A 22,909-nucleotide genomic window follows, 5' to 3' on the forward strand; every position below is an offset into this window, starting at 1 on the left:
CCACCCCGGACCTGGGCGGTTTCTCAGGTGTCGCACTCCAGGACCGTGCGGCACAGGCCGCACCGGGCGCGCGTCCGGCCCCTGACCGGGACCCGGACCCGCTGGTGGCAGGTGGGGCAGGCGAACGACACCCGGAGCCCGTCCGCGCCGTTCTCGAACGCGTACGGGACGGACGGGTCGGGGCCGGCTCCCGGGTGGTCCCCGGCGTGCCGGCGGTCCTTCGCGTAACGGCGCCTGCCCGCCCACCCCGCGGCCGCCAGCGGGGGCCGCTGCAGGTCGCGCAGGGCCTCGGCCCGCCCCTTGGTGTACGCCGTGTACGCCTGCGGGCTGGTGAACCAGACGGACGGGTCCTCGTCGAAGGCCAGCGCGCGCTTCGCGAGTACGTACCCGAACTCCTCGGGCGTGAGATAGCCGAGCTTCTGGCTGGAGACCGCGTCCTGGCGGAAGGCGTCCAGCAGGAGCCATCCCGCGCCGAGGTAGGCCGTCACCGTGTCCGTGAGGATCTCGTTGTCGCGGGTGCCGGGGAGCTCAAGACCCAGCCGGTGCAGCAGCACATGGGTGATCTCGTGTGCCAGTGCGGCCCCGATGTCCCTGCGGTGCGTACGGAAACGGTCGTTGAGCTCGATGAAGTACTCGGGGCCGGCGGTGAGTTCGACGCTCGCGGCGTGCTCCATCCGCCGGAAGCCGACGACGATGCGGGCCTGCGGGAGACGCAGGTGCTGCACCAGGGCACCGGCCACCCGCTGGGCGCCCGGATACAGGTCGTCCACATCGGAGAAGGCGGCGTCGGCGGGGGCCAGGCTCGTGGCGTAGGCGCGAACACCGTCGGGGGAGACCCGCCGGTAGAGCGCGGTGATCGCGGACCGGACGGCGTCGAGATGCGGGAACCCGTGGACGACCGGACCGCCGCCGCTGCCGATACTGCCGTCGCTCACGACCGAACCCCCATCAATGGCGCCCAACGGACCCGCGCCTGGCGCTCGACGGACCCGCGCACCGGCACTCGACGCACCCTCACTGTAGGCCGGTCCGACGGGAACCGGCCGGGGACGGCGGATGATCTTGGCCGGAATCCCTGCCTTGTGGCAGCGGTGACCGCTTCCCGATAATCGGATCGTTCTTGTCGCGAGCATGTCGAGAAATGCTCGTTCCATGCCCCTGACCAGGACACGCACGCCCGCACGCCTGCACCCAGCACCCCCCACCGTCACCCCCCACACGAAAGCAGGCACTCCCGTGAAACAGCTCCTGCGCGCCCTCAAGAGATGCTCCGTCATAGCCGCGGTGGCCCTCGCCACCATCAGCCTCCAGCCGTCGAACGCCTCCGCCGCCCCCGCACCCGTCGTCGGCGGCACCCGCGCCGCACAGGGCGAATTCCCCTTCATGGTCCGGCTCTCCATGGGCTGCGGCGGCGCCCTCTACAGCCAGACCGTCGTGCTCACCGCCGCCCACTGCGTCGACGGATCCGGCAACAACACCTCCATCACCGCCACCGCGGGAGCCGTCGACCTCAAGTCGTCCTCCGCCGTCAAGGTCCGCTCCACCAAGGTTCTCCAGGCACCCGGCTACAACGGCGTCGGCAAGGACTGGGCACTGATCAAACTCGCCAAGCCCATCAACCAGCCCACCCTGAAGATCGCCACCACCACCGCCTACGACACCGGCACCTTCACCATCGCCGGCTGGGGCGCCGCGACCGAGGGCGGCGGCCAGCAGCGCTACCTCCTCAAGGCCACCGTCCCCTACGTCTCCGACACCACCTGCCGTCAGGCCTACGGCAGCGACCTCGTCGCCGGCGAGGAGATCTGCGCCGGATACGTCAGCACCGGCGGCATCGACACCTGCCAGGGCGACTCCGGCGGCCCCATGTTCCGCAAGGACAACGCCGGAGCCTGGACCCAGGTCGGCATCGTCAGCTGGGGCGAGGGCTGCGCACGGCCGGGCTACCCCGGCGTCTACACCCAGGTCTCCACGTTCGCCTCCGCCATCGCCACAGCCGCCGCGACCCTCTGACACCGGCAGCCACGCACCACCCCGGGGGCACCCGCCGCGACGGGAGCCCCCGGGCCCGGCACCACGAAGCCGCCCTCCATGTGCCGGACGGTCTAAGCTCGCTGACCATGACCACGAGCGACACCGACGAGTACGTCACCACCGAACTGAACCGCCTGCGCGAGAGCATCGACAACATCGACGCCGCGGTCGTCCACATGCTCGCCGAGCGCTTCAAGGCCACCCAGCAGGTCGGCCACCTCAAGGCCGAACACCACCTGCCGCCCGCCGACCCCGCCCGCGAGGCGCGCCAGATCGCCCGGCTGCGGCAACTCGCCGAGAGCGCCAGGCTGGACCCCGCCTTCGCCGAGAAGCTGCTGAACTTCATCGTGGCCGAGGTCATCCGCCACCACGAGCGCATCGCCGAGGAATCCGCGGGCCCCACCACCTGACCCCACCGCCGGCCCGCACAGGCCACCCCCGGGTCCCACGCCGCACCCGGGCCCCGCGCCGCCCCAGGCCGGCGCGGGCCTCCCGGGAGCCCACCACCACGCGCCGTCAGCCCTGCGTGAACCCCGCTGCGCGGCCCCTCACCCGTACGGCAGCATGGGCGCCATGTCCGCACTGACGCGCAACGAAGCGCAGACCCGCGCCCAGCTCCTCGACGTACACCGGTACACGGTCGACCTCGACCTCACCACGGGCGAGGAGACCTTCGGCTCCCGCACCGCCATCCGGTTCACCGCCCACACGGCCGGAGACACCTTCGTCGAGATCAAGCCGGCAACCCTGCGCTCACTCAGCCTCGACGGACAGCCCCTGGACCCCGAGCGCCTCGACCGGAACCGCTACCCCCTGGACGGTCTCACCGCCGGCCCCCACGAACTCACCGTCGACGCCACCATGCGCTACTCCCGCACCGGCGAAGGCATGCACCGCTTCACCGACCCCGCCGACGGCGAAACCTACGTCTACACCCAGCTCTTCATGGAAGACGTCCAACGCGTCTTCGCCGCCTTCGACCAGCCCGACCTCAAATCCGTGTTCGACCTCACGGTCACCGCACCCGCCGGCTGGACCGTCCTCGGCAACGGCACCGCGACCCGGGCAGGCGAAGAGCGCTGGACCATCGCCCCCACCCCACCCATCTCCACCTACCTCGTCGCCGTCGCCGCAGGCCCCTGGCACTCGGTCACCACCCACCACGCCGGCCTCCCCTTCGGCATCCACTGCCGCCGCTCCCTCGCCCCCCACCTCGACGCCGACGCCGACGAGATCCTCGACATCACCCGCGCCTGCTACGACCGCTACCACGAGAAGTTCGACGAGCCCTACCCCTTCGACTCCTACGACCAGGCCTTCGTCCCCGAATTCAACGCCGGCGCCATGGAGAACCCCGGACTCGTCACCTTCCGCGACGAATTCGTCTACCGCTCCGCCGTCACCGACACCGAACGCCAGACCCGCGCCATGGTCATCGCCCACGAAATGGCCCACATGTGGTTCGGCGACCTCGTCACCCTCACCTGGTGGGACGACATCTGGCTCAACGAGTCCTTCGCCGAATACATGGGCTACCAGACCCTCACCGAAGTCACCCTTCCCCGAGCTCTCAACTCCGATCGAGCAGGGAAGACCCCATTCCCCGACACCTGGGTCGAATTCGGTGTCTCCCGCAAGGGCTGGGGCTACGACGCCGACCAGCGCCCCACCACCCACCCCGTCGCCCCCGACCCCGACGCCGTCCCCGACACCGACTCCGCCCTCCTCAACTTCGACGGCATCTCCTACGCCAAGGGCGCCTCCGCACTCCGCCAACTCGTCGCCTGGCTCGGCGAAAAAGACTTCCTCGCCGGAATCAACACCCACTTCGCCCGCCATAAATTCGCCAACGCCACCCTCGCCGACTTCATCGACAACCTCGCCACCGCCACCGACCGCGACGTCCACGCCTGGGCAGCCACCTGGCTCCGCACCACCGGCATCGACACCCTCACCGCCCACACCGAAACCACCGGCAACAGCTGGAACCTCACCGTCGACCGGGCCGGCACCCGTCCCCACCGCATCACCGTCGGCACCTACGACCACAGCCTCGACACCCAGACCGGCACCGACCAGCTCACCCTGCGCAACCGCTTCGAACTCGACATCCCCCAGGACGGCACCCCCACCACCCAGCCCGGCCACCGCCCCGACCTCGTCGTCCTCAACGACCACGACCTCACCTACGCCAAGATCCGCCTCGACCCCGACTCCTGGAACACCGCCCTCACCCACCTCTCCGGCATCCCCGACCCCCTCACCCGCGCCGTCATCTGGAACACCGCCCGCGACATGGTCCGCGACGGCGCACTCCACCCCACCGTCCACCTCACCGCCGCCCGCACCCACCTCCCCTACGAAACCGACCTCGCCCTCGTCCACGGCGTCCTCGGCTTCGCCGCCACCCACATCGCCGACCGCTACCTCGCACCCGAGGACCGGCCCACCGCCCTCGCCACCCTCACCTCCCTCTGCCGCGACCTCCTCCGCCGCACCGAAGGCCTCACCGCCAAGGACTGGGACCGGACCCCCGGCACCACCACACCCGGCAGCCCCGACCCCGGCCTCCGCCTCACCGCCGTACGCCACTTCATCGACGCCGCCACCCAGCCCGACGCCATCCAGGACTGGCTCCGCGAAGGCACCGTCCCCGGCGGACCCGAACTCGACCCCGAACTCCGCTGGCGCATCCTCACCCGCCTCGCCGTCCTCGGCGCCACCGACGAGACCGCCATCGCACACGAACTCGCCAAGGACCCCAGCGCCACCGGACAGGAAGGCGCCGCCCGCTGCCGCGCCGCCCTCCCCACCCCCGAAGCCAAAGCAGCCGCCTGGCAGGCCATGTTCACCGACGACAACCTGTCCAACTACCTCTTCACCGCCACCGCCCAAGGCTTCTGGCAGCCCGAACAGAACGAACTCACCCACCCCTACACCGCCCGCTACTACCCCGACGCCGTCGCACTCGCCGCCCGCCGCGGCCCCGCCATCGCCGAAGCCGCCGGACGCCACGCCTTCCCCGCCTACGCCGTCGACCCCCACAGCATCCACCTCGGCGACCAGGCCCTCACCGACCCCGCACTCACCCCCGCACTCCGCCGCAAGATCACCGACCAGCTCGACGACCTCCGCCGCGCCCTCGCCGTACGCAACACCCACTGACCCACGCCCCACGCCCCACGCGCACCACCCGCCAACCACCGTGCCCGGCCCCTCACCGAAGGAGCCGGGCACAGTCATGCGAACAACGAACGCCTATACCAGTCCAACGGACCCCAACACCCCCCCACCGCACCCCAGTACCCCTTTCGGGTTGAGATCGTTGGGCTCTTCGGCCGCCTCCTCCGCAATCCGGACAAGCTGGCACGACCGCCCCCGCGTACCCGAAGGACCACACCACCCATGCCCACCCCGCCCCTCGCCGGAGGCACCGCAGGCCCCCACCACCTGCGCCCCCTCATCGACACCGTCCTCACCGCACTCCACGACGGCGCCACCCGCCGCAACGGCCCCCTCCCCGCCGGCGGCCCCGACACCGTCGCAGCACACCTCCACCACACCACCGGCCCCCTCATCCCCGACCACGGCACCGGCGCCCACCACGCCCTCCGCACCCTCGTCACCGCCCTCACCGAAGGCGCCGCCGACCCCGCACACCCCCACTGCGCCGCCCACCTCCACACCCCACCCCTCGCCCTCGCCGCAGCAGCCGACCTCGCCGCATCAGCCCTCAACCCCTCCATGGACTCCTGGGACCAGGCCCCCGCCGCCTCCGCCCTCGAAACCGCCCTCACCACCGCACTCGCCGCCGAGATCTACCCCCACACCCCCGACCCCGACGCCCTCGTCACCACCGGCGGCACCGAAGCCAACCAACTCGCCCTCCTCCTCGCCCGCGAACGCCACGGCCCCGTACAGACCATCTGCGCCGCCAACGCCCACCACAGCATCACCCGCGCCGCCTGGCTCCTCGGCCTCCCCCAACCCGTCGTCATCCCCGCCCCCAACGGCGTCATGGACCTCACCGCACTCCGCGCCGCCCTCCTCCACAACGACGGCCCCCTCCTCGTCACCGCCACCGCAGGCACCACCGACACCGGCCAGATCGACCCCCTCACCGACATCGCCGACCTCACCACCACCCACAACGCCGAACTCCACATCGACGCCGCCTACGGCGGCCCCCTCCTCTTCAGCCCCACCCACCGCCACACCCTCCGCAGCCTCCACCGCGCCCACAGCGTCACCCTCGACCTGCACAAACTCGGCTGGCAACCCGCATCAGCCGGCATCCTCGCCGTCCCCCACCGCCACGACCTGGACGCCCTCCACCACCACGCCCCCTACCTCAACGCGGACGACGACACCGACGCAGGCCTCCCCGACCTCCTCGGCCGCTCCCTGCGCACCACCCGCCGGCCCGACGCCCTCAAAATCGCCGTCACCCTCCAGGCACTCGGCCGCGACGGACTCGCCGACCTCATCGACCGCACCATCGCCACCGCCCACCACCTCGCCGACCTCATCGACCAGGACCCGGCACTCGAGCTCTACGCCCGCCCCACCATCAGCACCGTCCTCTTCCGCCCCACCCACACCGACGACACCACCGTCGCCACCATCCGCCGCACCCTCCTCAACCAAGGCCACGCCGTACTCGGCCGCGCCCGCACCGACGACCGCCTCTGGCTCAAAGCCACCCTCCTCAACCCCCACACCACCCCCGACGACCTCCGACAACTCCTCACCCTCGTCACCCACGCCCACACCCGCACCGCCACGGAAGGCAGCACCCCCCGATGACCGACCGGACCACACGCGCGGGCGACCGGGCCTACGACCTCCTCGGCATCGGCCTCGGCCCCTTCAACCTCTCCCTCGCCGCCCTCGCCGACGGCATCCCCACCACCCCCGGCCACACCCCCCTCACCACCGCCTTCTACGAACAACGCCCCGCCTTCCACTGGCACCCCGGCCTCCTCATCGACGGAGCCACCCTCCAAGTCCCCTTCCTCGCCGACCTCACCACCCTCGCCGACCCCACCAGCCCCTGGACCTTCCTCAACTACCTCCGCACCCGCGACCGCCTCTACCCCTTCTACTTCGCCGAGCAATTCCACATCCACCGCGCCGAATACGACGCCTACTGCCGCTGGGTCAGCGAACAACTCCCCACCATCCACTTCAACCACCAGGTCGACACCATCCGCTGGAACCCCGACCACGCCCACTTCGACGTCGACTACACCCCACTCGGCCCCGACGGCGAAGCCCACGCACCCGGCCGCACCCACACCCGCCACATCGCCCTGGGCGTCGGCACCGCCCCCTTCATCCCCGAACCCCTACGCCCCCTCGCAGAAGCCCCCGGCACCCCCGTCATCCACTCCGCCGACTACCTCCACCACCGCGAAGAACTCCTCCGCGCCGACCACATCACCGTCATCGGCTCAGGCCAGTCAGGCGCCGAAATCTTCCTCGACCTCCTCCGCGCCCGCCCCCGCGGCATCGAAAGGATCCACTGGCTCGCCCGCACCCAGGCCTTCGCCCCCATGGAGTACTCAAAACTCGGCCTCGAACACTTCACCCCCGACTACACCCACTACTTCCACGCACTCCCCGAACACGTACGCGACGCCCTCGTCCCCCAGCAATGGCAACTCCACAAAGGCATCGACACCGACACCATCGCCGCCATCCACGACGAGCTCTACCGCCGCACCCTCCACGGCGGCTGGCCCGACGCCACCCTCACCCCCGGCGTCAGCGTCCGCACCGCAGGCCGCCTCTCCGGCAGCGGCAACCGCATCGAACTCCACCTCGAACACACCCAACAAACCACCCGGAGCCGCCTCACCACCGACGCCGTAGTCCTCGCCACCGGCTACCGCGAACGCCCCCTCGACACCCTCCTCACCGGCATCGCCCCCCACATCCACCGCGACACCCAAGGACGCCCCCGCATCCACACCGACTTCCGCCTCGACCTCCACCCCACCATCACCGGCAACATCTACGTACAGAACGCCGAACGCCACACCCACGGAGTCGGCGCCCCCGACCTCGGACTCGCCGCCTGGCGCAGCGCCACCATCCTCAACAACCTCACCGGCACCACCCCCTACCCCCTCCCACAACGCACCGCCTTCACCACCTTCGGCCTCGCCCCCCACCCCGCCCCCACCGTCCCCGGACAAGGCACCACACTCATCCCCCTCACCCAGGACCACTGACCACACGAAAGCGGCCGCCCTCCCCAAGGAGAACGGCCGCCCCACACACCCACCGCCAGCTAGAACACCGGCACACCATCACGCGTCAGACGCCAGTCCACCGACGCGAACTCCGCCGGATCCACCGAACCCTTCGCCTGCACCCACCCGATGATCGTGTTCCGGATCTCATCCGAATTCGCCCACAACTGCTTCGCACCCGGCACATGCGGGAAATTACCCCCACCACTCGCCCGGTAGTTGTTCACCGCGAACACGAACTGCGCCGCCGGATCCACCGGCGCCCCCTCGAACGACAACCCCACGATCCGCGAACCCACCGGCTTCGCGATATCGACGTCGTACGTCACACCCGACACCACGTCGTAGTTGTAATCCGGAATGTTCTCCGCATTCGTCAGCTTCGACGTGTCCACCGGCGCCCCCGCAGCCGTCTGCACGTAATACCTCGCCGAGAACTCCAGATAATCCTTCAACTGCGCACCCGTCAGCAGCCGCGCCTCCAGCGTGTTCTCGAACGGATACAACCCCGCAGCATCCTTGATCGTCACCTCACCCGCAGGGATCGACGCCGTACGCGAGAAGCACGCCGCCTGCGACAACACCGGCAACGCCGCGTACTCACCCCCTGCCAGCGCCCCCTTCACCGTCTCCGCCTGCACCAGATTGATCAGATCGATGACCGGCTCGTCCTTCCACGGCGCCTCCGCCGTCGACATCGCCGCCACCGACGTACCGATCACCTGGTTCACATACGCCACCACCTTCGTGTGCTCATCACCGAGCAACGACGTGATCCGCGGATCCTCCTCCACCGTGTTCGAGTTCAGCACCGAAGCACCGACCTTCTCGACCACCCAACGACCCTTCTCCCACACCAGATCGAAATCGAACAGCGTCAACCGCTGCCCCCACTTCAACGGCTCCGAGAGAACAACCTGCTTCCCCGTCTCCTTGTTCGTCACGAAATACTCAGGAATCTCCGAGTGCGCGTGACCCACCAGAATCGCATCGATCCCCGGCACCTGCTCCGCCACCAGACCCGCCGCGTTCTCCACATACGGCAACTGATCCCCGTACGACGACGTACCCGACGAACCCGAATGCGCCGAAACGATCACCACGTCCGCACCCATCGAACGAAGCTTCGGCACCCACTTCGCCGCCTGCTCCTCAAGACCCGGGAACACCATCTTCCCGCCCACATTCGCCTTGTCCCAGATCGCGATACCAGGATTCGTCAACCCCAGAACCGCCACCCGCACATCACGACCATGCGGCGTACGCACCCGCTTGATCACATACGGAGCGAACGCCGGCCGCAACGTCTTCGCATCCAGCGCATTCGCACCCAACAGCGGGAAATCACACTGCTGCTCGAACTTCCGCAACACCGGAATGCCGTAGTTGAACTCATGATTCCCGAGCGCAGCCGCGTCATAACCGATCTTGTTCATCGCCTGCGCCATCGGATGCACCGGACCACGCTTCGCCGTGATCGGATCGATCTTCGCGTAGTAGTACGACAACTGCGTGCCCTGGATCGTGTCACCCGCATCGATCAACAGGGTGTTCCGACGGCCCCGCTCCTCACGGATCTGATCCACCAACGTCGAGATCTTCGCCAGACCGACATCGTTGTGCGCCGAGTCGTCGAACTCCTTGTCCGTGAAGTAGTCCCAGTTGAAGACGTTCCCGTGCAGGTCCGTCGTCCCCATCACCGTGAACGAGTACCGCTTCGGCGGACGCCCGTGACCGTGCCCCCTCGACTCCGAGGCCGCCGCAGACCCCGCGCCGACCCCTCCCGCCAGCGCCACACCCGCACCGGCGACAGCCGAACGGCCCAGAAACGTCCTACGGTTCAACGGCATCCTTGACTCCTCGTTCGAGCGAACAACGCGCGTAGATTCTGGCCCAGGCACCACGCTCCGCAACACCCCCAACAGGTTTCGATCTGGTGACCAGCGACCCCGCCCCCATGCCCGCCACCCCCTCGGCACACACCCGCAGACGCTCATCAGAGCACCCCGCCGCACAATTCAACACTTGTCAATAACCCTTCACCGAAAGGCTGTTGGACAGTCATGCAGAGACAATTACCTACCCGCAGGTAAGGTCTAGTCTCGAACCATGCGCCGAGCCAAAATCGTTTGCACCCTGGGACCAGCAACCGACACATACGAGCAGATCAAGGCACTTGTCGAAGCGGGAATGGACATCGCCCGCCTCAACCTCAGCCACGGCAGCTACACCGAACACGAAGAGCGCTACCACCACGTACGCAAAGCCTCCGAAGAAACCGGCCGCAGCGTAGGAATCCTCGCCGACCTTCAAGGCCCGAAGATCCGCCTCGGCCGCTTCGCCGAAGGCCCCGTACTCCTTGAACGCGGCGACGACTTCACCATCACCGTCGAACCCATGGAAGGCGACCGCACCACCTGCGGCACCACCTACGACGGCCTCGCCTCCGACGTCACCGCCGGCGAACGCATCCTCATCGACGACGGCCGCGTCACCCTCGAAGTCACCGAAGTCGACGGACCCCGCGTCCACACCACCGTCATCGAAGGCGGCATGGTCTCCGACCACAAGGGACTCAACCTCCCCGGCGTCGCCGTCTCCGTCCCCGCACTCAGCGAAAAGGACATCGAAGACCTCCGCTGGGCCCTCCGCACCGGCGCCGACGTCATCGCCCTCTCCTTCGTACGCAGCGGACGCGACATCGACGACGTCCACCGCATCATGGACGAGGAGGACCGCCGCCTCCCCGTCATCGCCAAGGTCGAGAAGCCCCAAGCCGTCGACAACATCGACGACATCGTCGCCGCCTTCGACGGCATCATGGTCGCCCGCGGCGACCTCGGCGTCGAAATGCCCCTGGAACAGGTCCCGATCGTCCAGAAGCGCGCCGTCAAACTCGCCAAGCGCAATGCCAAACCGGTCATCGTCGCCACCCAGATGCTCGACTCGATGATCGACAACTCCCGCCCCACCCGCGCCGAAGCCTCCGACGTCGCCAACGCCGTCATCGACGGCACGGACGCCGTGATGCTCTCCGGCGAGACCAGCGTCGGCAAGTACCCCGTCGAGACCGTCCGCACCATGGCCCGCATCGTCGAGGCGGCCGAGGAGGACATCCTCGCCAAGGGCCTCCCGCCCCTCACCGACCGGAACAAGCCCCGCACCCAGGGCGGCGCGGTCGCCCGCGCGGCAGCAGAGATGGGCGACTTCCTCGGCGCCAAGTTCCTGGTGGCCTTCACGCAGAGCGGCGACACGGTCAAGCGCCTCTCCCGCTACCGCTCCCCGATCCCGCTCCTCGCCTTCACCCCGGACGAGGCGACGCGCGCGCAGTTGAACCTGACGTGGGGCGTCGAGACGTTCCTCGGGCCGCACGTGGAGTCGACGGACGCGATGGTGGCGCAGGTGGACGAGGAACTGCTGCGGATCGGCCGCTGCCAGAAGGGCGACATCGTGGTCATCACGGCCGGGTCCCCGCCGGGAGTCGCGGGCTCCACGAACCTGGTACGGGTGCACCACATCGGCGAGGACGACAGCCCGGAGCAGTAACGGTCGTCAGTACTTCGGCCCGACGTGAGCGTCCATGAGGGCGACGGACGCCCGTCGGGCTACGGAGATGTTGAACGGGTCGCTGCCACGGGCGAGGGTGGTCCACTCGACGCCTACGGTGGTGAGGGTGTCGCTGAACAGCTTGCGGATGTCGTCCGACTTGTTGCTGAAGAAGTACCGGGGGTACTCGTAGCGCTTACGCTCCCCGCCGACAAGCCGAGTGGTCCAGTTGATGATCCGGCAGCCGTCGGAGTGGATGAGGCCACGGATGAACTCCCAGGGGTGGGCGTCCACGATCTGTTGTTGCCATGCTTCGAGGGTGATCTTGCGGTCGTGTTTCTTTCCGGGGCCGTGCTGAGGAAAGAGGCAATGAAGGTGCTTTGAGTAGACCTTCACTTGGTGACATCCCTTCCTGCGGACCCTGCATACGGAGTTCTCAGGAAACACAGCACGCATGGCACTCTCGCACAGGGCCATGAGGCCGGGCCACGAGTCCGCGCAGGCGACAGAAAGGCTGGGCGTGCGCATGGTCTTGTTCTGGACTATGTGCCCATCGCCCAGGTACAGGCCGAGAAGATAGGCGTACGCAGAGCCGTCCAGTTCTCCCTCGCACCGTGAGCAGAAGGAGCGATGGGCTCCGGGGCATTCGCCGCGCTTGGCGCGGTCCGTGTGTTTCCAGTAGCTGATCGTGCCCGCCGGCACGTTCAGTTTCCGAGCAACATCCGCGTTCCTGGCGCCGTTCCGGAGGAGAGTGAGGGCTTGCTGCCTCACGTCGGGTCCGTGCAAGTTCATACGAACACGATGGGTTACGGTTCGCGACTCCGTGCAATAAAAAGCGGACGTTCACGCGAAGGTGAACATCCGCTTCCTGTTGTGCCCGGTGTGGGATTCGAACCCACATGCCCGAAGGCACGGTGGTTTGAGCACCGCGAGTATGACCAATTCCTCCAACCGGGCAGGTCATGCTGGTCAGAGTGTACCGGGTCACTGCTGATTGCTACAGCTAGGTAGGCTCGGGGAGCAGCAGTCCTGTCCTGGAACAAGGAGCCCCCGTGACCACCCCCGAGTCGCCCCAGCCCGTAGACGCCGTCGACGACGACAAGTCGCACGTCCCGCCGCTGACGACCCGCGTCGTCATCGCCGAGGACGAGGCCCTCATCCGCCTCGACCTCAAAGAGATGCTGGAGGAAGAGGGCTACTCGGTCGTCGGCGAGGCCGGGGACGGGCAGCAGGCCGTCGAGCTGGCCCGGGAGCACCGCCCGGACCTCGTGATCCTCGATGTGAAGATGCCGGTCCTCGACGGGATCTCGGCCGCCGAGAAGATCACCGAGGAGTCCATCGCCCCGGTCCTGATGCTGACGGCGTTCTCGCAGCGCGACCTGGTCGAGCGGGCCCGGGACGCCGGTGCGATGGCGTATCTGGTGAAGCCGTTCAGCAAGAGCGACGTGGTCCCGGCCATCGAGATGGCCGTGTCCCGGTTCGCGGAGCTGAAGGCGCTGGAGAGCGAGATCGCGGACCTCTCGCAGCGGCTGGAGACCCGGAAGCTGGTGGACCGGGCGAAGAGCATTCTGCAGACGGATTACGGGCTCTCCGAGCCGGCGGCGTTCCGCTGGATCCAGAAGACGTCGATGGACCGCCGGATGTCGATGCAGCAGCTGGCGGAGGCGCTGATCGAGGACGCCGAGGAGAAGAAGAAGTCGGCCGAGTAGCGGCGTACACGTACGAACGGGAAGGGCCCGCCTCCGGATGATCCGGGGGCGGGCCCTTTCTGTGTGCGGGGGTGTTCAATCCTCGCCGAGGTAGGCCTTGCGGACCGACTCGTCGTGGAGGAGGTCGGCGCCGGTGCCGGAGAGGACGACCTTGCCGACCTCCATGACGTGGCCGTGGTCAGCGAGGGAGAGCGCGGCCTGGGCGTTCTGCTCGACGAGCAGGATCGTGGTGCCCGACGCCTTGAGTTCGACGATGGTCTCCATGATCTTCTGCATCATGATCGGGGAGAGGCCCATGGAGGGTTCGTCGAGCATGAGCAGTTTGGGCTGGGACATGAGTGCGCGTCCCATGGCGAGCATCTGCTGCTCGCCTCCGGAGAGTGTTCCGGCGGCCTGTTTCCGTCGTTCCCCGAGGATGGGGAAGAGGTCGTAGGCGCGCTGGACGTCCTTCTCGATGCCTGCCTTGTCGTTGCGGAGGTAGGCGCCGAGGAGGAGGTTCTCGGCGATCGTCAGCCGGGGGAAGATGTGGCGTCCCTCGGGGGAGTGGGCGATGCCCAGGGAGACGATCTTGTGTGCCGGGACGCCTGTCAGGGGCTTGCCCTCGAAGAGGATGCGGCCGCCGGAGGGCTTGAGGAGTCCGGAGAGGGTGCGCAGGGTGGTGGTCTTGCCCGCGCCGTTGGTGCCGATGAGGGTGACGACCTGGCCGGCTTCGACGGTGAAGGAGATCCCCTTGACGGCTTCGATCTTGCCGTAGGCGACGCGGAGGTCTTCGACCTCGAGCAGTGCGGTCATCGGGTGTCCTCCTCCTCGGTGGTGGTGGCGGGCTTGGCTGTGCCGGCTGCCGTGGCTTCGGCGGCGGCGACCTCGGCGGCTTCTTCGGCGCCGGGGGCGCCTTCGAAGGGGGTGCCGAGGTAGGCGGCGACGACGCGTTCGTCGCCCTGGACGACGGGGGCGGTGCCCTCGACGAGTTTTTCGCCCTGGACGAGGACGGCGACGCGGTCGCAGAGGTTGAAGATGAACCGCATGTCGTGCTCGATGACGAGTACGGCGATGCCCTGGTCCCGGATGGCGAAGATGAGTTCTTCGGTGACCCGGGTTTCCTGGGGGTTCATGCCGGCGGTGGGCTCGTCCAGGAGGAGGAGGCCGGGGTCGCTGGCGAGGGCGCGGGCGATTTCCAGCTTGCGCTGGTCTCCGTAGGGGAGGTTGCGCGCGAGGTGGTCGGCCTTGTCGGCGAGGCCGATGAACTCGAGGAGTTCCATGCAGCGTTCGCGGCTGGCGTTCTCGGCCTTCTTGTAGCCGGGGAGGCGCAGGAGGGCGGACCAGAGGCCTTCGTTGGTCCTGGTGTGGCGTCCGACGAGGACGTTTTCCAGGACGGTCATGTTGGCGAAGAGGCGGATGTTCTGGAAGGTGCGGGCGATGCCTGCCTGGGTGACGAGGTGGGGCTTGGGCGGCAGGACGGTGCCCTTGTAGCTGACCTTGCCCTCGGTGGGGACGTAGAGGCCGGTGAGGCAGTTGAAGAAGGTGGTCTTGCCGGCGCCGTTGGGTCCGATGAGTCCGACGATCTCACCTGTGTTGACGGTGAGGTCGACGCCTCGTACGGCGGTGAGGCCGCCGAAGCGCATGGTGACGCCGCTGGCGTCGAGGACGGTGGTGCCGGTGGGTGCGTCTGTCTTGGTCATGGTGGTCACGCCCCCGCCTTCGTGGTGCCGGCGGCTGTGTCGGTGAGTGGTGTGTCCGGTGGTACGTCGAGTTGGCCGGTCTCGTGGAATTCGAGCTGCTTCCTGCGGTCGGCGACGAGCCCTTCGGGGCGGAAGCGCATCAGGAGGATGAGTGCGAGTCCGAAGAGGAAGAGCTGGTAGTCCTGCATGAATTGCAGTTTGGCCGGGATGAGGTAGAGCAGTGCGGCGCCGACGAGGGGTCCGCTGAGGGTTCCCATGCCGCCGAGGACGACGGCGGCGAGGAGGAACACGGAGTTGGGGGGGACGGATCCGGCGAACTGGTACTGCTCGGGGGTGACCGTGTAGGAGACGTGTGCCTGCACGGTTCCGGCGAGGCCGGCGAGGGTGGCGCCGAGGGCGAAGGCGAGCAGTTTGAGCCGGAAGGCGTTGATGCCCATGGCGGTGGCCGCGGTTTCGTCCTCGCGGATGGCGACCCAGGCGCGGCCGATGCGGGATTCTCCGGAGCGTCGGAAGACGAGGACGACGACGGCGGTGAAGAGGAGCATCAGCAGGTAGTAGTTGGCGGACCTGCCGAGGGTGAAGCCGCCGACGTCGTGGCTGAGTCCGAAGTCGAAGCCGAAGAGGTTGAGGTCGGGGATGCTGGGGATGCCCTGGGAGCCGTTGGTGAGGTCGGGGCCGCTGACGCCGTTGAGGGCGTTGACGGTGAGGCGGAAGATCTCTCCGAATCCGAGGGTGACGATGGCGAGGTAGTCGCCGCGGAGGCGGAGTGTCGGGGCGCCGATGACGACGCCGAAGATGAGTGAGACCGCGGCTCCGGTGAGGACGGCGGCCCAGAAGGGGAACTGGACGCCGACGGGGGAGAGGGGGCTGCCGGAGACGAGTGCTGCGGCGTAGGCGCCGACGCCGAGGAAGGCGACGTATCCGAGGTCGAGGAGGCCGGCGAGGCCGACGACGACGTTGAGGCCGAGTGCGACGGTCGCGAAGATGAGGATGTTGGCGCCGATGAGGGCGTATTCCTCGTTCTGCTGGGTGAAGGGGAAGCAGAAGGCTGCGACGAGTGCGGCGCACAGGGTGACGTTGCGGTGCTTGGAGGTCAGCGCGGTGATGCGGGCGATGAGTCCGGATCGGGTGAGTGCGGTGAATCCGAAGCCGACGGCGATGACGTAGCCGATGAAGAGTTCGGCGTATTCGGTGTCGATGCCGTAGGTGAAGACTTCGAGGGCGACGCCGAAGGCGACGGCGATGATGAGGATTTCGGCCCAGGCGGGGAGTGCCTTGGCGCGGGCGGGTGCCGGTGCGCGGAGGCTGTGGAGGAAGCGGTTGAGGGCGCTGGGTGTGGGGTCGTCGAAGGGCTGGTCGTGGGGGAGGCCGAGGGCGGCGACGGTGGCGATGATGGCGCCGGCGAGGCTGACCCAGGCTCCGGGTTCGAGTTCGATCAGTCCGAGGACGTTTCCGTTGTCGTCCTTGGTGACGATGACGGCGATGACGGTGTAGGCGGTGGTGAGGAGGGTGCCGAGGGCGAGGAGCCTGGTGGGGCTGTTGGTGCCGCCGGGGGTGAGCCAGCGCAGGCCCTTGATGCCGTATCCGGAGAGGACGAAGAGGAGGGTGAGTGCTGCGCTGATGAGTGTGAGGACCTGGAGTCCGCCGGGGTATCCGGTGACGGTGAGGTCGCCGGGGAAGGTGTCGGTGTAGGTCCAGGCGAGGAAGGTGCCGATGAGGGCGAGTGCGGCGCCGGTGGTGGTGGCGGCGCGTGCTGCCGCGGTGGGCAGGGGGATCAGGGCGTTGTCGGTGGTCATGGGTATCACGCCCTGTCCGCGACGCGTTCGCCCAGCAGGCCTTGCGGGCGTATGAGGAGGACGAGGATGAGGAGCACGAAGGCCCATACGTCCTTCCAGGCGCCGCCTCCGAAGAGTTCCATGCCGGGTACGTCGCTCATGTAGCCGGTGGCGAGTGCTTCGGCGACGCCGAGGACGACTCCGCCGAGCATGGCGCCGTAGATGTTGCCGATGCCGCCGAGGACGGCTGCGGTGAAGGCCTTGAGGCCCATGATGAAGCCCATGCGGAAGCCGATCTGGCCGTTCTTGAGCCCGTAGGCGACGGCGGCGACGGCGGCGAACGCGGCACCGATGGCGAAGGCCATGACGATGATGCGGTCGGTGTTGATGCCCATGAGCTTGGCGGTGTCGGGGTCCTGCGAGGTCGCTTGCATGCCTCGGCCGGCGCGTGTCTTGGAGACGAAGAGGCCGAGGGCGAGCATGCAGACGGGTGCGGCGATGAGGACGAAGAGGTCGCCGCGTTGGATGTGGGCGCCGAAGATGTCGATCGCTTCGCCCTTGAACTGGGGGAAGGAGCGGTCCTTGGTGGCGTCGGGGTACCACATCCATACGGCCTGCTGGAGTGCGAGGGAGAGGCCGATGGCGGTGATGAGGGGGGCGAGGCGTGGTGCCGTGCGCAGGGGCCGGTAGGCGAAGCGTTCGGCGGCGACGCTGACGGCGACGGAGCAGATGACTCCGCCGGCGATCATGAGGGGTATCGCAGCGAGCAGGGAGAGTCCGGACGGAAGCCCGAGGTAGACCGTGAGGGCTCCGAAGCCTCCGATCATGAAGATCTCGCCGTGTGCGAAGTTGATGAGCTGGATGATTCCGTAGACCATCGTGTAACCGATCGCGATGAGACCGTACATCGCGCCGAGGATGAGTCCATTGGCCAGCTGTTGCGGCAGTTCGTGCACCGCAGGGCCTCCGTGGAGTGGTTCGGATATGGCACCGCGCGGGAGTGCTCGTAGCGCTCCCGCGCGGTCTTGTGTGCGTGCGCTGTGGCCGTGGGGTCCTTGGTGGACCTGGGGCCTCTCGTCCGGATCATGCCGGGCTCGGCCTGATCCGGGCGGAAGGCCTAGTTGACGGCCTCGCTGAGCTTGGAGGTCCACTTGCCGCCGGTGACCTGGTAGGCGGTCATCATGGTGTTGGTGGTGTCGCCGTATTCGTCGAAGGAGACGGGGCCGGTGACGCCGTCGAACTTGACCTGGCTCATGGCTTCGAGGACCTGGATGCGGGCGTCCTCGGGGAGCTTGCCGTCGTTGTCGGCGGCGACGGCCTTGACGGCCTCGATGATGGACCAGGTGGCGTCGTAGGTGCCGCCGCCGTAGGCCTCGTAGGCGTCCTTGTAGCCGGCGGTCTTGTAGTCGGCGATGAACTTCTTGGCGGAGTCGAGTTCCTCGACGGGCTTGCCGACGGAGGTGGCGATGTCGCCTTCGGCCTTCTTGTTGAGGCTGATGAAGTCGGCGCTGTACATGCCGTCGCCGCCCATGAGGGGGATCTGGACGCTGTCCTTGAGCTGCTGGCTCAGGGGTGCGCCGGCGGGGTATTCGCCGCCGTAGTAGACGGCTTTGGCGCCGGAGCTCTTGACCTTGGTGACGACGGAGTTGAAGTCGCGGTCGTCGGGGTTGATGTGGTCGGTTCCGACGATCTTGCCGCCGAGTTCGGTGAAGGTCGTCTTGAAGGATGCGGCGAGGCCCGCGCCGTAGGGCTTCTGGTCGTCGATGAGGTAGACGTCCTTGACCTTGGCGTTCTCGAAGAGGTACTTCGCGGCGAAGGCGCCCTGGATCGCGTCCGTGGTGGCGGTGCGGAAGTAGGTCTTGAAGGGGCGCTTCTTGTCGCCGGTCTTCCAGTTGTTGCCCTGGGTCAGCTCGGTGCCGGTGTTGGCGGGGGAGACCTGGGTGAGGTTGGCGTCGTTGAGCGGCTTCTGCATCGACTGGGAGACGCCGGAGTTCAGGGGGCCGACGACGCCGAGGACGTCCTTGTTGCCGATGAACGCGGCGGCGTTCTGGCCTCCGACGGAGGGCTGAGCCTGGTCGTCGCGAGCGTCGAGCTTGAAGGTGACGCCGGGGACGGTCTTGTTCTTGTTGGCGATCTTCACGGCGAGGTCGGCGGAGTTCTTGATGCCGAGGCCGAGGGCGGAGAGGTCGCCGGTGAGGGGCGCGTCCAGGCCGATGACCACGGTCTGGTTCTCGCTGCCGCTGCCCTTCGTGTCGTCGTCGCGCGACCCGCAGGCGGTGAGTGTCAGTGCTCCGGTGGTGAGCACTGTCGTGAGTATGAGCAAAGAACGGTGTCGCACGAAAGGTCCTTTCCCTGGCGCGGCCTCCTCTGCTGAGGTGCCGTGACGATCGCCGGGCCGTACTGGTCGATACAGGGCCGTGCAGCAGACGCGCCCGGCGGCGCGGTGACTGGCCGTGACTCTAAGGGCAGGTGAGGGGGCGCGGGATGGGTCCGGTGATGATGTGACTGTCTTGTTATGCCGTGGGGAAGGCTTGTTGGCCGCAGTGTGGAGGTGTACGGCTTTTGCCCGTGCGGTGAAGTGACCGCATGGTGAGAACCCGCAGCTCTGCTAAGGGGCTTGGGGTGATCTTGGTGCTGTCGCGCGAATCGGGGCGCAAGGGGCACGGGGGGTGCCGGCCGGAGGCGTGGGGGCGGGTCGGGCGGCGTTTTTCGTGTATTGCACACATGTTACGCAGTGTTACATGTGTGGGATATGTGTGAGGCGCTGTGAGGGTGGTGGTGCTGTTGGAGTGGCTCATGGAACGGGAGTGGCGGTCAAGGGTGTTGACCCTCCGTGTCCGTCAACTCCCCGCGCATGCTTCGGATATGGGTCTGCCCGGTCCGGAATGCGGTGTGCGTTCCGGCCGGGCAGGGGGTGTTGGAGGGCGGGTGTCAGCCGGCGGCGGGGCCGGGGGCGTCGCGGAGCAGGCAGGTGAGGCGGGCGGTGCAGACCCGCTTGTCGTGCTCGTCGGTGATGACGATCTCGTACGTGGCGGTGGAGCGGCCGCGGTGTACGGGGGTGGCGACGCCCGTGACGAGGCCGCTCCGGACGCCGCGGTGGTGGGTGCAGTTCAGGTCGACGCCGACGGCGAGCTTGGAGGGGCCGCCGTGGAGCATGGAGCCGATGGAGCCGAGGGTCTCGGCGAGGACGGCCGAGGCGCCGCCGTGGAGGAGGCCGTAAGGCTGGGTGTTGCCTTCGACGGGCATGGTGCCCACGACGCGGTCGGCGGAGGCCTCGACGATCGTGACGCCCATGCGCTCGCCGAGGTGCCCGGCGGAGAAGAGTGCGGGGAGGTCGACGCCGAGTGCCGCGTACTCGTCGATGATCTCCTGGGGGAACGTGGGTGCGGTGTGCTCGCCCATGGGGTCCGGCTCCGATCGTGTGCGGTCGTTCGTTGCTGTGTGCACTGTTCTTATCAGACAGCTGAGCGTGCGCTTAGGGGCGTTCAAACGGTTTCGAACCGGACGACGACCGATTTGCTGGCCGGGGTGTTGCTGGTGTCCGCGGTGGCGTCGAGGGGGACGAGCACGTTGGTCTCCGGGTAGTACGCGGCGGCGCAGCCGCGGGCGGTGGGGTAGTGGACGACGCGGAAACCGGGGGCGCGGCGTTCGACGCCGTCCTTCCATTCGCTGACGAGGTCGGTGTAGGCGCCGTCGGCGAGGCCGAGGGCCTGGGCGTCGTCGGGGTTGATCATGACGATGCGGCGGCCGCCCTTGATGCCGCGGTAGCGGTCGTCGAGGCCGTAGATCGTGGTGTTGTACTGGTCGTGGGAGCGCAGGGTCTGGAGCAGCAGCCTGCCTTCGGGGAGCTTCGGGTATTCGACGGGCGCGGCGGTGAAGTTGGCCTTGCCGGTGGTGGTGGGGAAGCGGCGTTCGTCGCGGGGGGCGTGGGGGAGGGTGAATCCGCCGGGCCGTGCGACGCGGGTGTTGAAGTCCTCGAAGCCGGGGACGACGCGGGCGATGCGGTCGCGGATCGTGCCGTAGTCCTTCTCGAACTCCTCCCAGGGGGTGGTGGAGGAGGGGCCGAGAACGGCGCGTGCCATGCGGGCGACGATGGCGGGTTCGGAGAGCAGGTGGGGGCTCGCGGGGGTGAGGTTGCCGCGTGAGGAGTGGACCATGCCCATGGAGTCCTCGACGGTGACGAACTGCTTGCCGCCGGCCTGGGTGTCCTTGTCGGTGCGGCCGAGGGTGGGCAGGATCAGGGCGCGGGTGCCGGTGACGGCGTGCGAGCGGTTGAGCTTGGTCGAGACGTGGACGGTGAGCCGGGCGCGGCGCATCGCGGCTTCGGTGACGGCGGTGTCGGGGGTGGCGCCGACGAAGTTGCCGCCCATGGCGAAGAAGACCTTGGCGTCGCCGTCGCGGAGCGCCTGGATGGACCGTACGACGTCGTAGCCGTGGTGACGGGGTGAGGTGATGCCGAATTCCTGGTCGAGGGCGTCGAGGAAGGCGGTGGAGGGCCGTTCGAAGATGCCCATGGTGCGGTCGCCCTGGACGTTGGAGTGGCCGCGTACGGGGCAGACGCCGGCGCCGGGCCTGCCGATGTTGCCGCGCAGGAGGAGGAAATTGACGACTTCGCGGATGGTCGGCACGGAGTGCTTGTGCTGGGTGAGGCCCATGGCCCAGCAGACGATGGTGCGTTCCGACGCGAGGATCATGGCGAGCGCCTGTTCGATGGCGTCGCGGTCGAGGCCGGTGGCGGTGAGGGTGTCGTCCCAGTCGGCCGCGCGGGCGGCCTGGGCGAATTCCTCGTAGCCGTGGGTGTGTTCGGTGATGAAGTCGGTGTCGACGGCTCCGTCGGCCTCGATGATCATTTTGTTGAGGAGGCGGAAGAGTGCCTGGTCGCCGCCGATGCGGATCTGGAGGAAGAGGTCGGTGAGGGCGGCGCCCTTGAGCATGCCGTGGGCGGTCTGGGGGTTCTTGAACCGTTCGAGGCCGGCTTCGGGCAGCGGGTTCACCGAGATGATCTTCGCCCCGGCGTTCTTGGCCTGTTCGAGGGCGGAGAGCATCCGGGGGTGGTTGGTGCCGGGGTTCTGTCCGGCGACGATGATCAGGTCGGCGTGGTGGAGGTCTTCCAGGCTGACGCTGCCCTTGCCGATCCCGATGGTCTCGGTGAGGGCCGAGCCGGACGACTCGTGGCACATGTTGGAGCAGTCGGGCAGGTTGTTGGTGCCGAACTCGCGGGCGAAGAGCTGGAGGAGGAAGGCCGCCTCGTTGCTGGTGCGCCCGGAGGTGTAGAAGAGGGCTTCGTCGGGGGAGGAGAGCGCGGTCAGCTCCTCGGCGATGATCTCGAAGGCGCGTTCCCAGGTCACGGCCTCGTACCGGTCGGCGCCCTCGGGCAGATACACCGGCTGTGTGATGCGTCCCTGCTGGCCGAGCCAGTAGCCGCTGCGGGTGCCCAGGTCGGCGACGGGGTGGGCGGCGAAGAAGTCGGGGGTGACGCGGCGCAGGGTCGCCTCCTCGGCGACGGCCTTGGCACCGTTCTCGCAGAATTCGGCGGTGTGGCGCTTGTCGCCCTCGGGCCAGGCGCAGCCGGGGCAGTCGAAGCCGTCCTTCTGGTTGACCTTGAGGAGGGTCTGCGCGGTGCGCCGGACGCCCATCTGCTGCCGGGCGACGCGCAGGGTGTGGGCGACGGCGGGCAGTCCGGCGGCGGCGTGCTGGACCGCGTCGATCCGCGGGGCGTCCTGGACCGGGTCACCGGTCGGGGGCTTGGTGGCCATGGTGCTCCCCTTCGAGCCTTCGGCCGCCTCCGGGCGTGGTGCGGGCGCGTGTGTCGCGTCCGGCCGGGCCCGTGGCGTCCTGTCTCTTCTTCTTACGCCTTGACGGTCCTCCGATCCTGTCATGCACGCGTGGCGGGTCGCAGGGCGGGAAGG

At 68.2% G+C, this 22,909-nt stretch carries 17 protein-coding genes and 1 tRNA gene; 7 read left to right on the forward strand and 11 right to left on the reverse strand.

The window, feature by feature from the left end:
* Positions 1-23 precede the first annotated feature (23 nt).
* Positions 24-935 (reverse strand): hypothetical protein, encoded by a 912-nt coding sequence (locus tag AB0P41_RS18465; protein WP_365932922.1) that lies wholly within the window; start codon positions 933-935, stop codon positions 24-26.
* A 301-nt stretch (positions 936-1,236) separates the two neighbouring features.
* Between AB0P41_RS18465 and AB0P41_RS18470 the strand changes: the two genes are divergently transcribed.
* The 5 genes from AB0P41_RS18470 to AB0P41_RS18490 all read left to right on the forward strand — a co-directional run bounded on the left by AB0P41_RS18470 (position 1,237) and on the right by AB0P41_RS18490 (position 8,270).
* On the forward strand, positions 1,237-2,013 hold the full coding sequence (locus AB0P41_RS18470) for a serine protease (RefSeq protein WP_365932923.1): 777 nt from the start codon (positions 1,237-1,239) through the stop codon (positions 2,011-2,013).
* A gap of 107 nt (positions 2,014-2,120) precedes the next feature.
* Positions 2,121-2,444 (forward strand): chorismate mutase, encoded by a 324-nt coding sequence (locus tag AB0P41_RS18475; protein ID WP_356712250.1) that lies wholly within the window; start codon positions 2,121-2,123, stop codon positions 2,442-2,444.
* 163 nt (positions 2,445-2,607) lie between these two features.
* Positions 2,608-5,199: an aminopeptidase N gene (pepN, locus tag AB0P41_RS18480; RefSeq protein WP_365932925.1), complete on the forward strand. Its 2,592-nt coding sequence runs from the start codon at positions 2,608-2,610 to the stop codon at positions 5,197-5,199.
* Between the two features lie 240 nt (positions 5,200-5,439).
* Positions 5,440-6,840 carry an aminotransferase class V-fold PLP-dependent enzyme gene (locus AB0P41_RS18485; protein WP_365932927.1) on the forward strand — a complete coding sequence of 467 codons (1,401 nt, stop codon included), beginning with the start codon at positions 5,440-5,442 and terminating at the stop codon, positions 6,838-6,840.
* Positions 6,837-8,270: a SidA/IucD/PvdA family monooxygenase gene (locus tag AB0P41_RS18490; RefSeq protein ID WP_365932929.1), complete on the forward strand. Its 1,434-nt coding sequence runs from the start codon at positions 6,837-6,839 to the stop codon at positions 8,268-8,270. The genes AB0P41_RS18485 and AB0P41_RS18490 overlap by 4 nt, the downstream gene beginning before the upstream one ends.
* A gap of 59 nt (positions 8,271-8,329) precedes the next feature.
* Here AB0P41_RS18490 and AB0P41_RS18495 read toward each other — a convergent pair whose 3' ends face one another.
* Positions 8,330-10,141: a 5'-nucleotidase C-terminal domain-containing protein gene (locus AB0P41_RS18495; RefSeq protein ID WP_356712242.1), complete on the reverse strand. Its 1,812-nt coding sequence runs from the start codon at positions 10,139-10,141 to the stop codon at positions 8,330-8,332.
* Positions 10,142-10,400: 259 nt separating this feature from the next.
* Here AB0P41_RS18495 and pyk point away from each other — a divergent pair, with 259 nt between their 5' ends.
* Positions 10,401-11,837: a pyruvate kinase gene (gene pyk / locus AB0P41_RS18500; RefSeq protein ID WP_365932930.1), complete on the forward strand. Its 1,437-nt coding sequence runs from the start codon at positions 10,401-10,403 to the stop codon at positions 11,835-11,837.
* Positions 11,838-11,843: 6 nt separating this feature from the next.
* Here pyk and AB0P41_RS18505 read toward each other — a convergent pair whose 3' ends face one another.
* Both AB0P41_RS18505 and AB0P41_RS18510 read right to left on the reverse strand, forming a co-directional pair.
* Positions 11,844-12,629 (reverse strand): helix-turn-helix domain-containing protein, encoded by a 786-nt coding sequence (locus AB0P41_RS18505; RefSeq protein WP_356712238.1) that lies wholly within the window; start codon positions 12,627-12,629, stop codon positions 11,844-11,846.
* Positions 12,630-12,711: 82 nt separating this feature from the next.
* Positions 12,712-12,794 (reverse strand) — tRNA-Leu (locus tag AB0P41_RS18510).
* 95 nt (positions 12,795-12,889) lie between these two features.
* Here AB0P41_RS18510 and AB0P41_RS18515 point away from each other — a divergent pair.
* On the forward strand, positions 12,890-13,546 hold the full coding sequence (locus AB0P41_RS18515) for a response regulator (RefSeq protein ID WP_351280279.1): 657 nt from the start codon (positions 12,890-12,892) through the stop codon (positions 13,544-13,546).
* Positions 13,547-13,621: 75 nt separating this feature from the next.
* Here the strand turns inward: AB0P41_RS18515 and AB0P41_RS18520 are convergent, their stop codons facing one another.
* The 7 genes from AB0P41_RS18520 to AB0P41_RS18550 form a co-directional block, all read right to left on the reverse strand.
* Positions 13,622-14,338, reverse strand: coding sequence for an ABC transporter ATP-binding protein (locus AB0P41_RS18520; protein ID WP_356712235.1), 717 nt, complete (start codon positions 14,336-14,338; stop codon positions 13,622-13,624).
* A complete protein-coding gene (locus AB0P41_RS18525) occupies positions 14,335-15,225 on the reverse strand; it encodes an ABC transporter ATP-binding protein (protein WP_365932932.1) in 891 nt (296 codons plus the stop codon). The genes AB0P41_RS18520 and AB0P41_RS18525 overlap by 4 nt, the downstream gene beginning before the upstream one ends.
* A 5-nt stretch (positions 15,226-15,230) precedes the next feature.
* The gene (locus tag AB0P41_RS18530; protein ID WP_365932934.1) at positions 15,231-17,021 is read right to left on the reverse strand and encodes a branched-chain amino acid ABC transporter permease; all 1,791 of its coding nucleotides are present in this window, start codon (positions 17,019-17,021) and stop codon (positions 15,231-15,233) included.
* A 5-nt stretch (positions 17,022-17,026) separates the two neighbouring features.
* Positions 17,027-17,956 (reverse strand): branched-chain amino acid ABC transporter permease, encoded by a 930-nt coding sequence (locus AB0P41_RS18535; RefSeq protein ID WP_356712228.1) that lies wholly within the window; start codon positions 17,954-17,956, stop codon positions 17,027-17,029.
* A gap of 161 nt (positions 17,957-18,117) precedes the next feature.
* Complete coding sequence (locus AB0P41_RS18540) at positions 18,118-19,323, reverse strand: branched-chain amino acid ABC transporter substrate-binding protein (RefSeq protein ID WP_365933173.1); 1,206 nt, start codon at positions 19,321-19,323, stop codon at positions 18,118-18,120.
* 608 nt (positions 19,324-19,931) lie between these two features.
* Entirely contained in the window at positions 19,932-20,402 is a 471-nt protein-coding gene (locus AB0P41_RS18545; protein ID WP_365932936.1) for a hotdog fold thioesterase, read from the reverse strand.
* 83 nt (positions 20,403-20,485) lie between these two features.
* On the reverse strand, positions 20,486-22,756 hold the full coding sequence (locus tag AB0P41_RS18550; RefSeq protein WP_365932937.1) for an FdhF/YdeP family oxidoreductase: 2,271 nt from the start codon (positions 22,754-22,756) through the stop codon (positions 20,486-20,488).
* Positions 22,757-22,909 lie beyond the last annotated feature (153 nt).

The sequence above is a fragment of the Streptomyces sp. NPDC079167 genome, from assembly GCF_040686735.1.
Taxonomy (GTDB): Bacteria; Actinomycetota; Actinomycetes; order Streptomycetales; family Streptomycetaceae; genus Streptomyces.

Excerpts from the sequence above, each read along its gene's own strand:
- AB0P41_RS18475 (WP_356712250.1), top strand. The coding sequence starts at position 2,121 with ATGACCACGAGCGACACCGACGAGTACGTCACCACCGAACTGAACCGC.
- pepN (WP_365932925.1), top strand. The coding sequence starts at position 2,608 with ATGTCCGCACTGACGCGCAACGAAGCGCAGACCCGCGCCCAGCTCCTC.
- AB0P41_RS18485 (WP_365932927.1), top strand. The coding sequence starts at position 5,440 with ATGCCCACCCCGCCCCTCGCCGGAGGCACCGCAGGCCCCCACCACCTG.
- AB0P41_RS18490 (WP_365932929.1), top strand. The coding sequence starts at position 6,837 with ATGACCGACCGGACCACACGCGCGGGCGACCGGGCCTACGACCTCCTC.
- AB0P41_RS18495 (WP_356712242.1), bottom strand. The coding sequence starts at position 10,141 with ATGCCGTTGAACCGTAGGACGTTTCTGGGCCGTTCGGCTGTCGCCGGT.
- pyk (WP_365932930.1), top strand. The coding sequence starts at position 10,401 with ATGCGCCGAGCCAAAATCGTTTGCACCCTGGGACCAGCAACCGACACA.
- AB0P41_RS18505 (WP_356712238.1), bottom strand. The coding sequence starts at position 12,629 with ATGAACTTGCACGGACCCGACGTGAGGCAGCAAGCCCTCACTCTCCTC.
- AB0P41_RS18520 (WP_356712235.1), bottom strand. The coding sequence starts at position 14,338 with ATGACCGCACTGCTCGAGGTCGAAGACCTCCGCGTCGCCTACGGCAAG.
- AB0P41_RS18525 (WP_365932932.1), bottom strand. The coding sequence starts at position 15,225 with ATGACCAAGACAGACGCACCCACCGGCACCACCGTCCTCGACGCCAGC.
- AB0P41_RS18530 (WP_365932934.1), bottom strand. The coding sequence starts at position 17,021 with ATGACCACCGACAACGCCCTGATCCCCCTGCCCACCGCGGCAGCACGC.
- AB0P41_RS18545 (WP_365932936.1), bottom strand. The coding sequence starts at position 20,402 with ATGGGCGAGCACACCGCACCCACGTTCCCCCAGGAGATCATCGACGAG.
- AB0P41_RS18550 (WP_365932937.1), bottom strand. The coding sequence starts at position 22,756 with ATGGCCACCAAGCCCCCGACCGGTGACCCGGTCCAGGACGCCCCGCGG.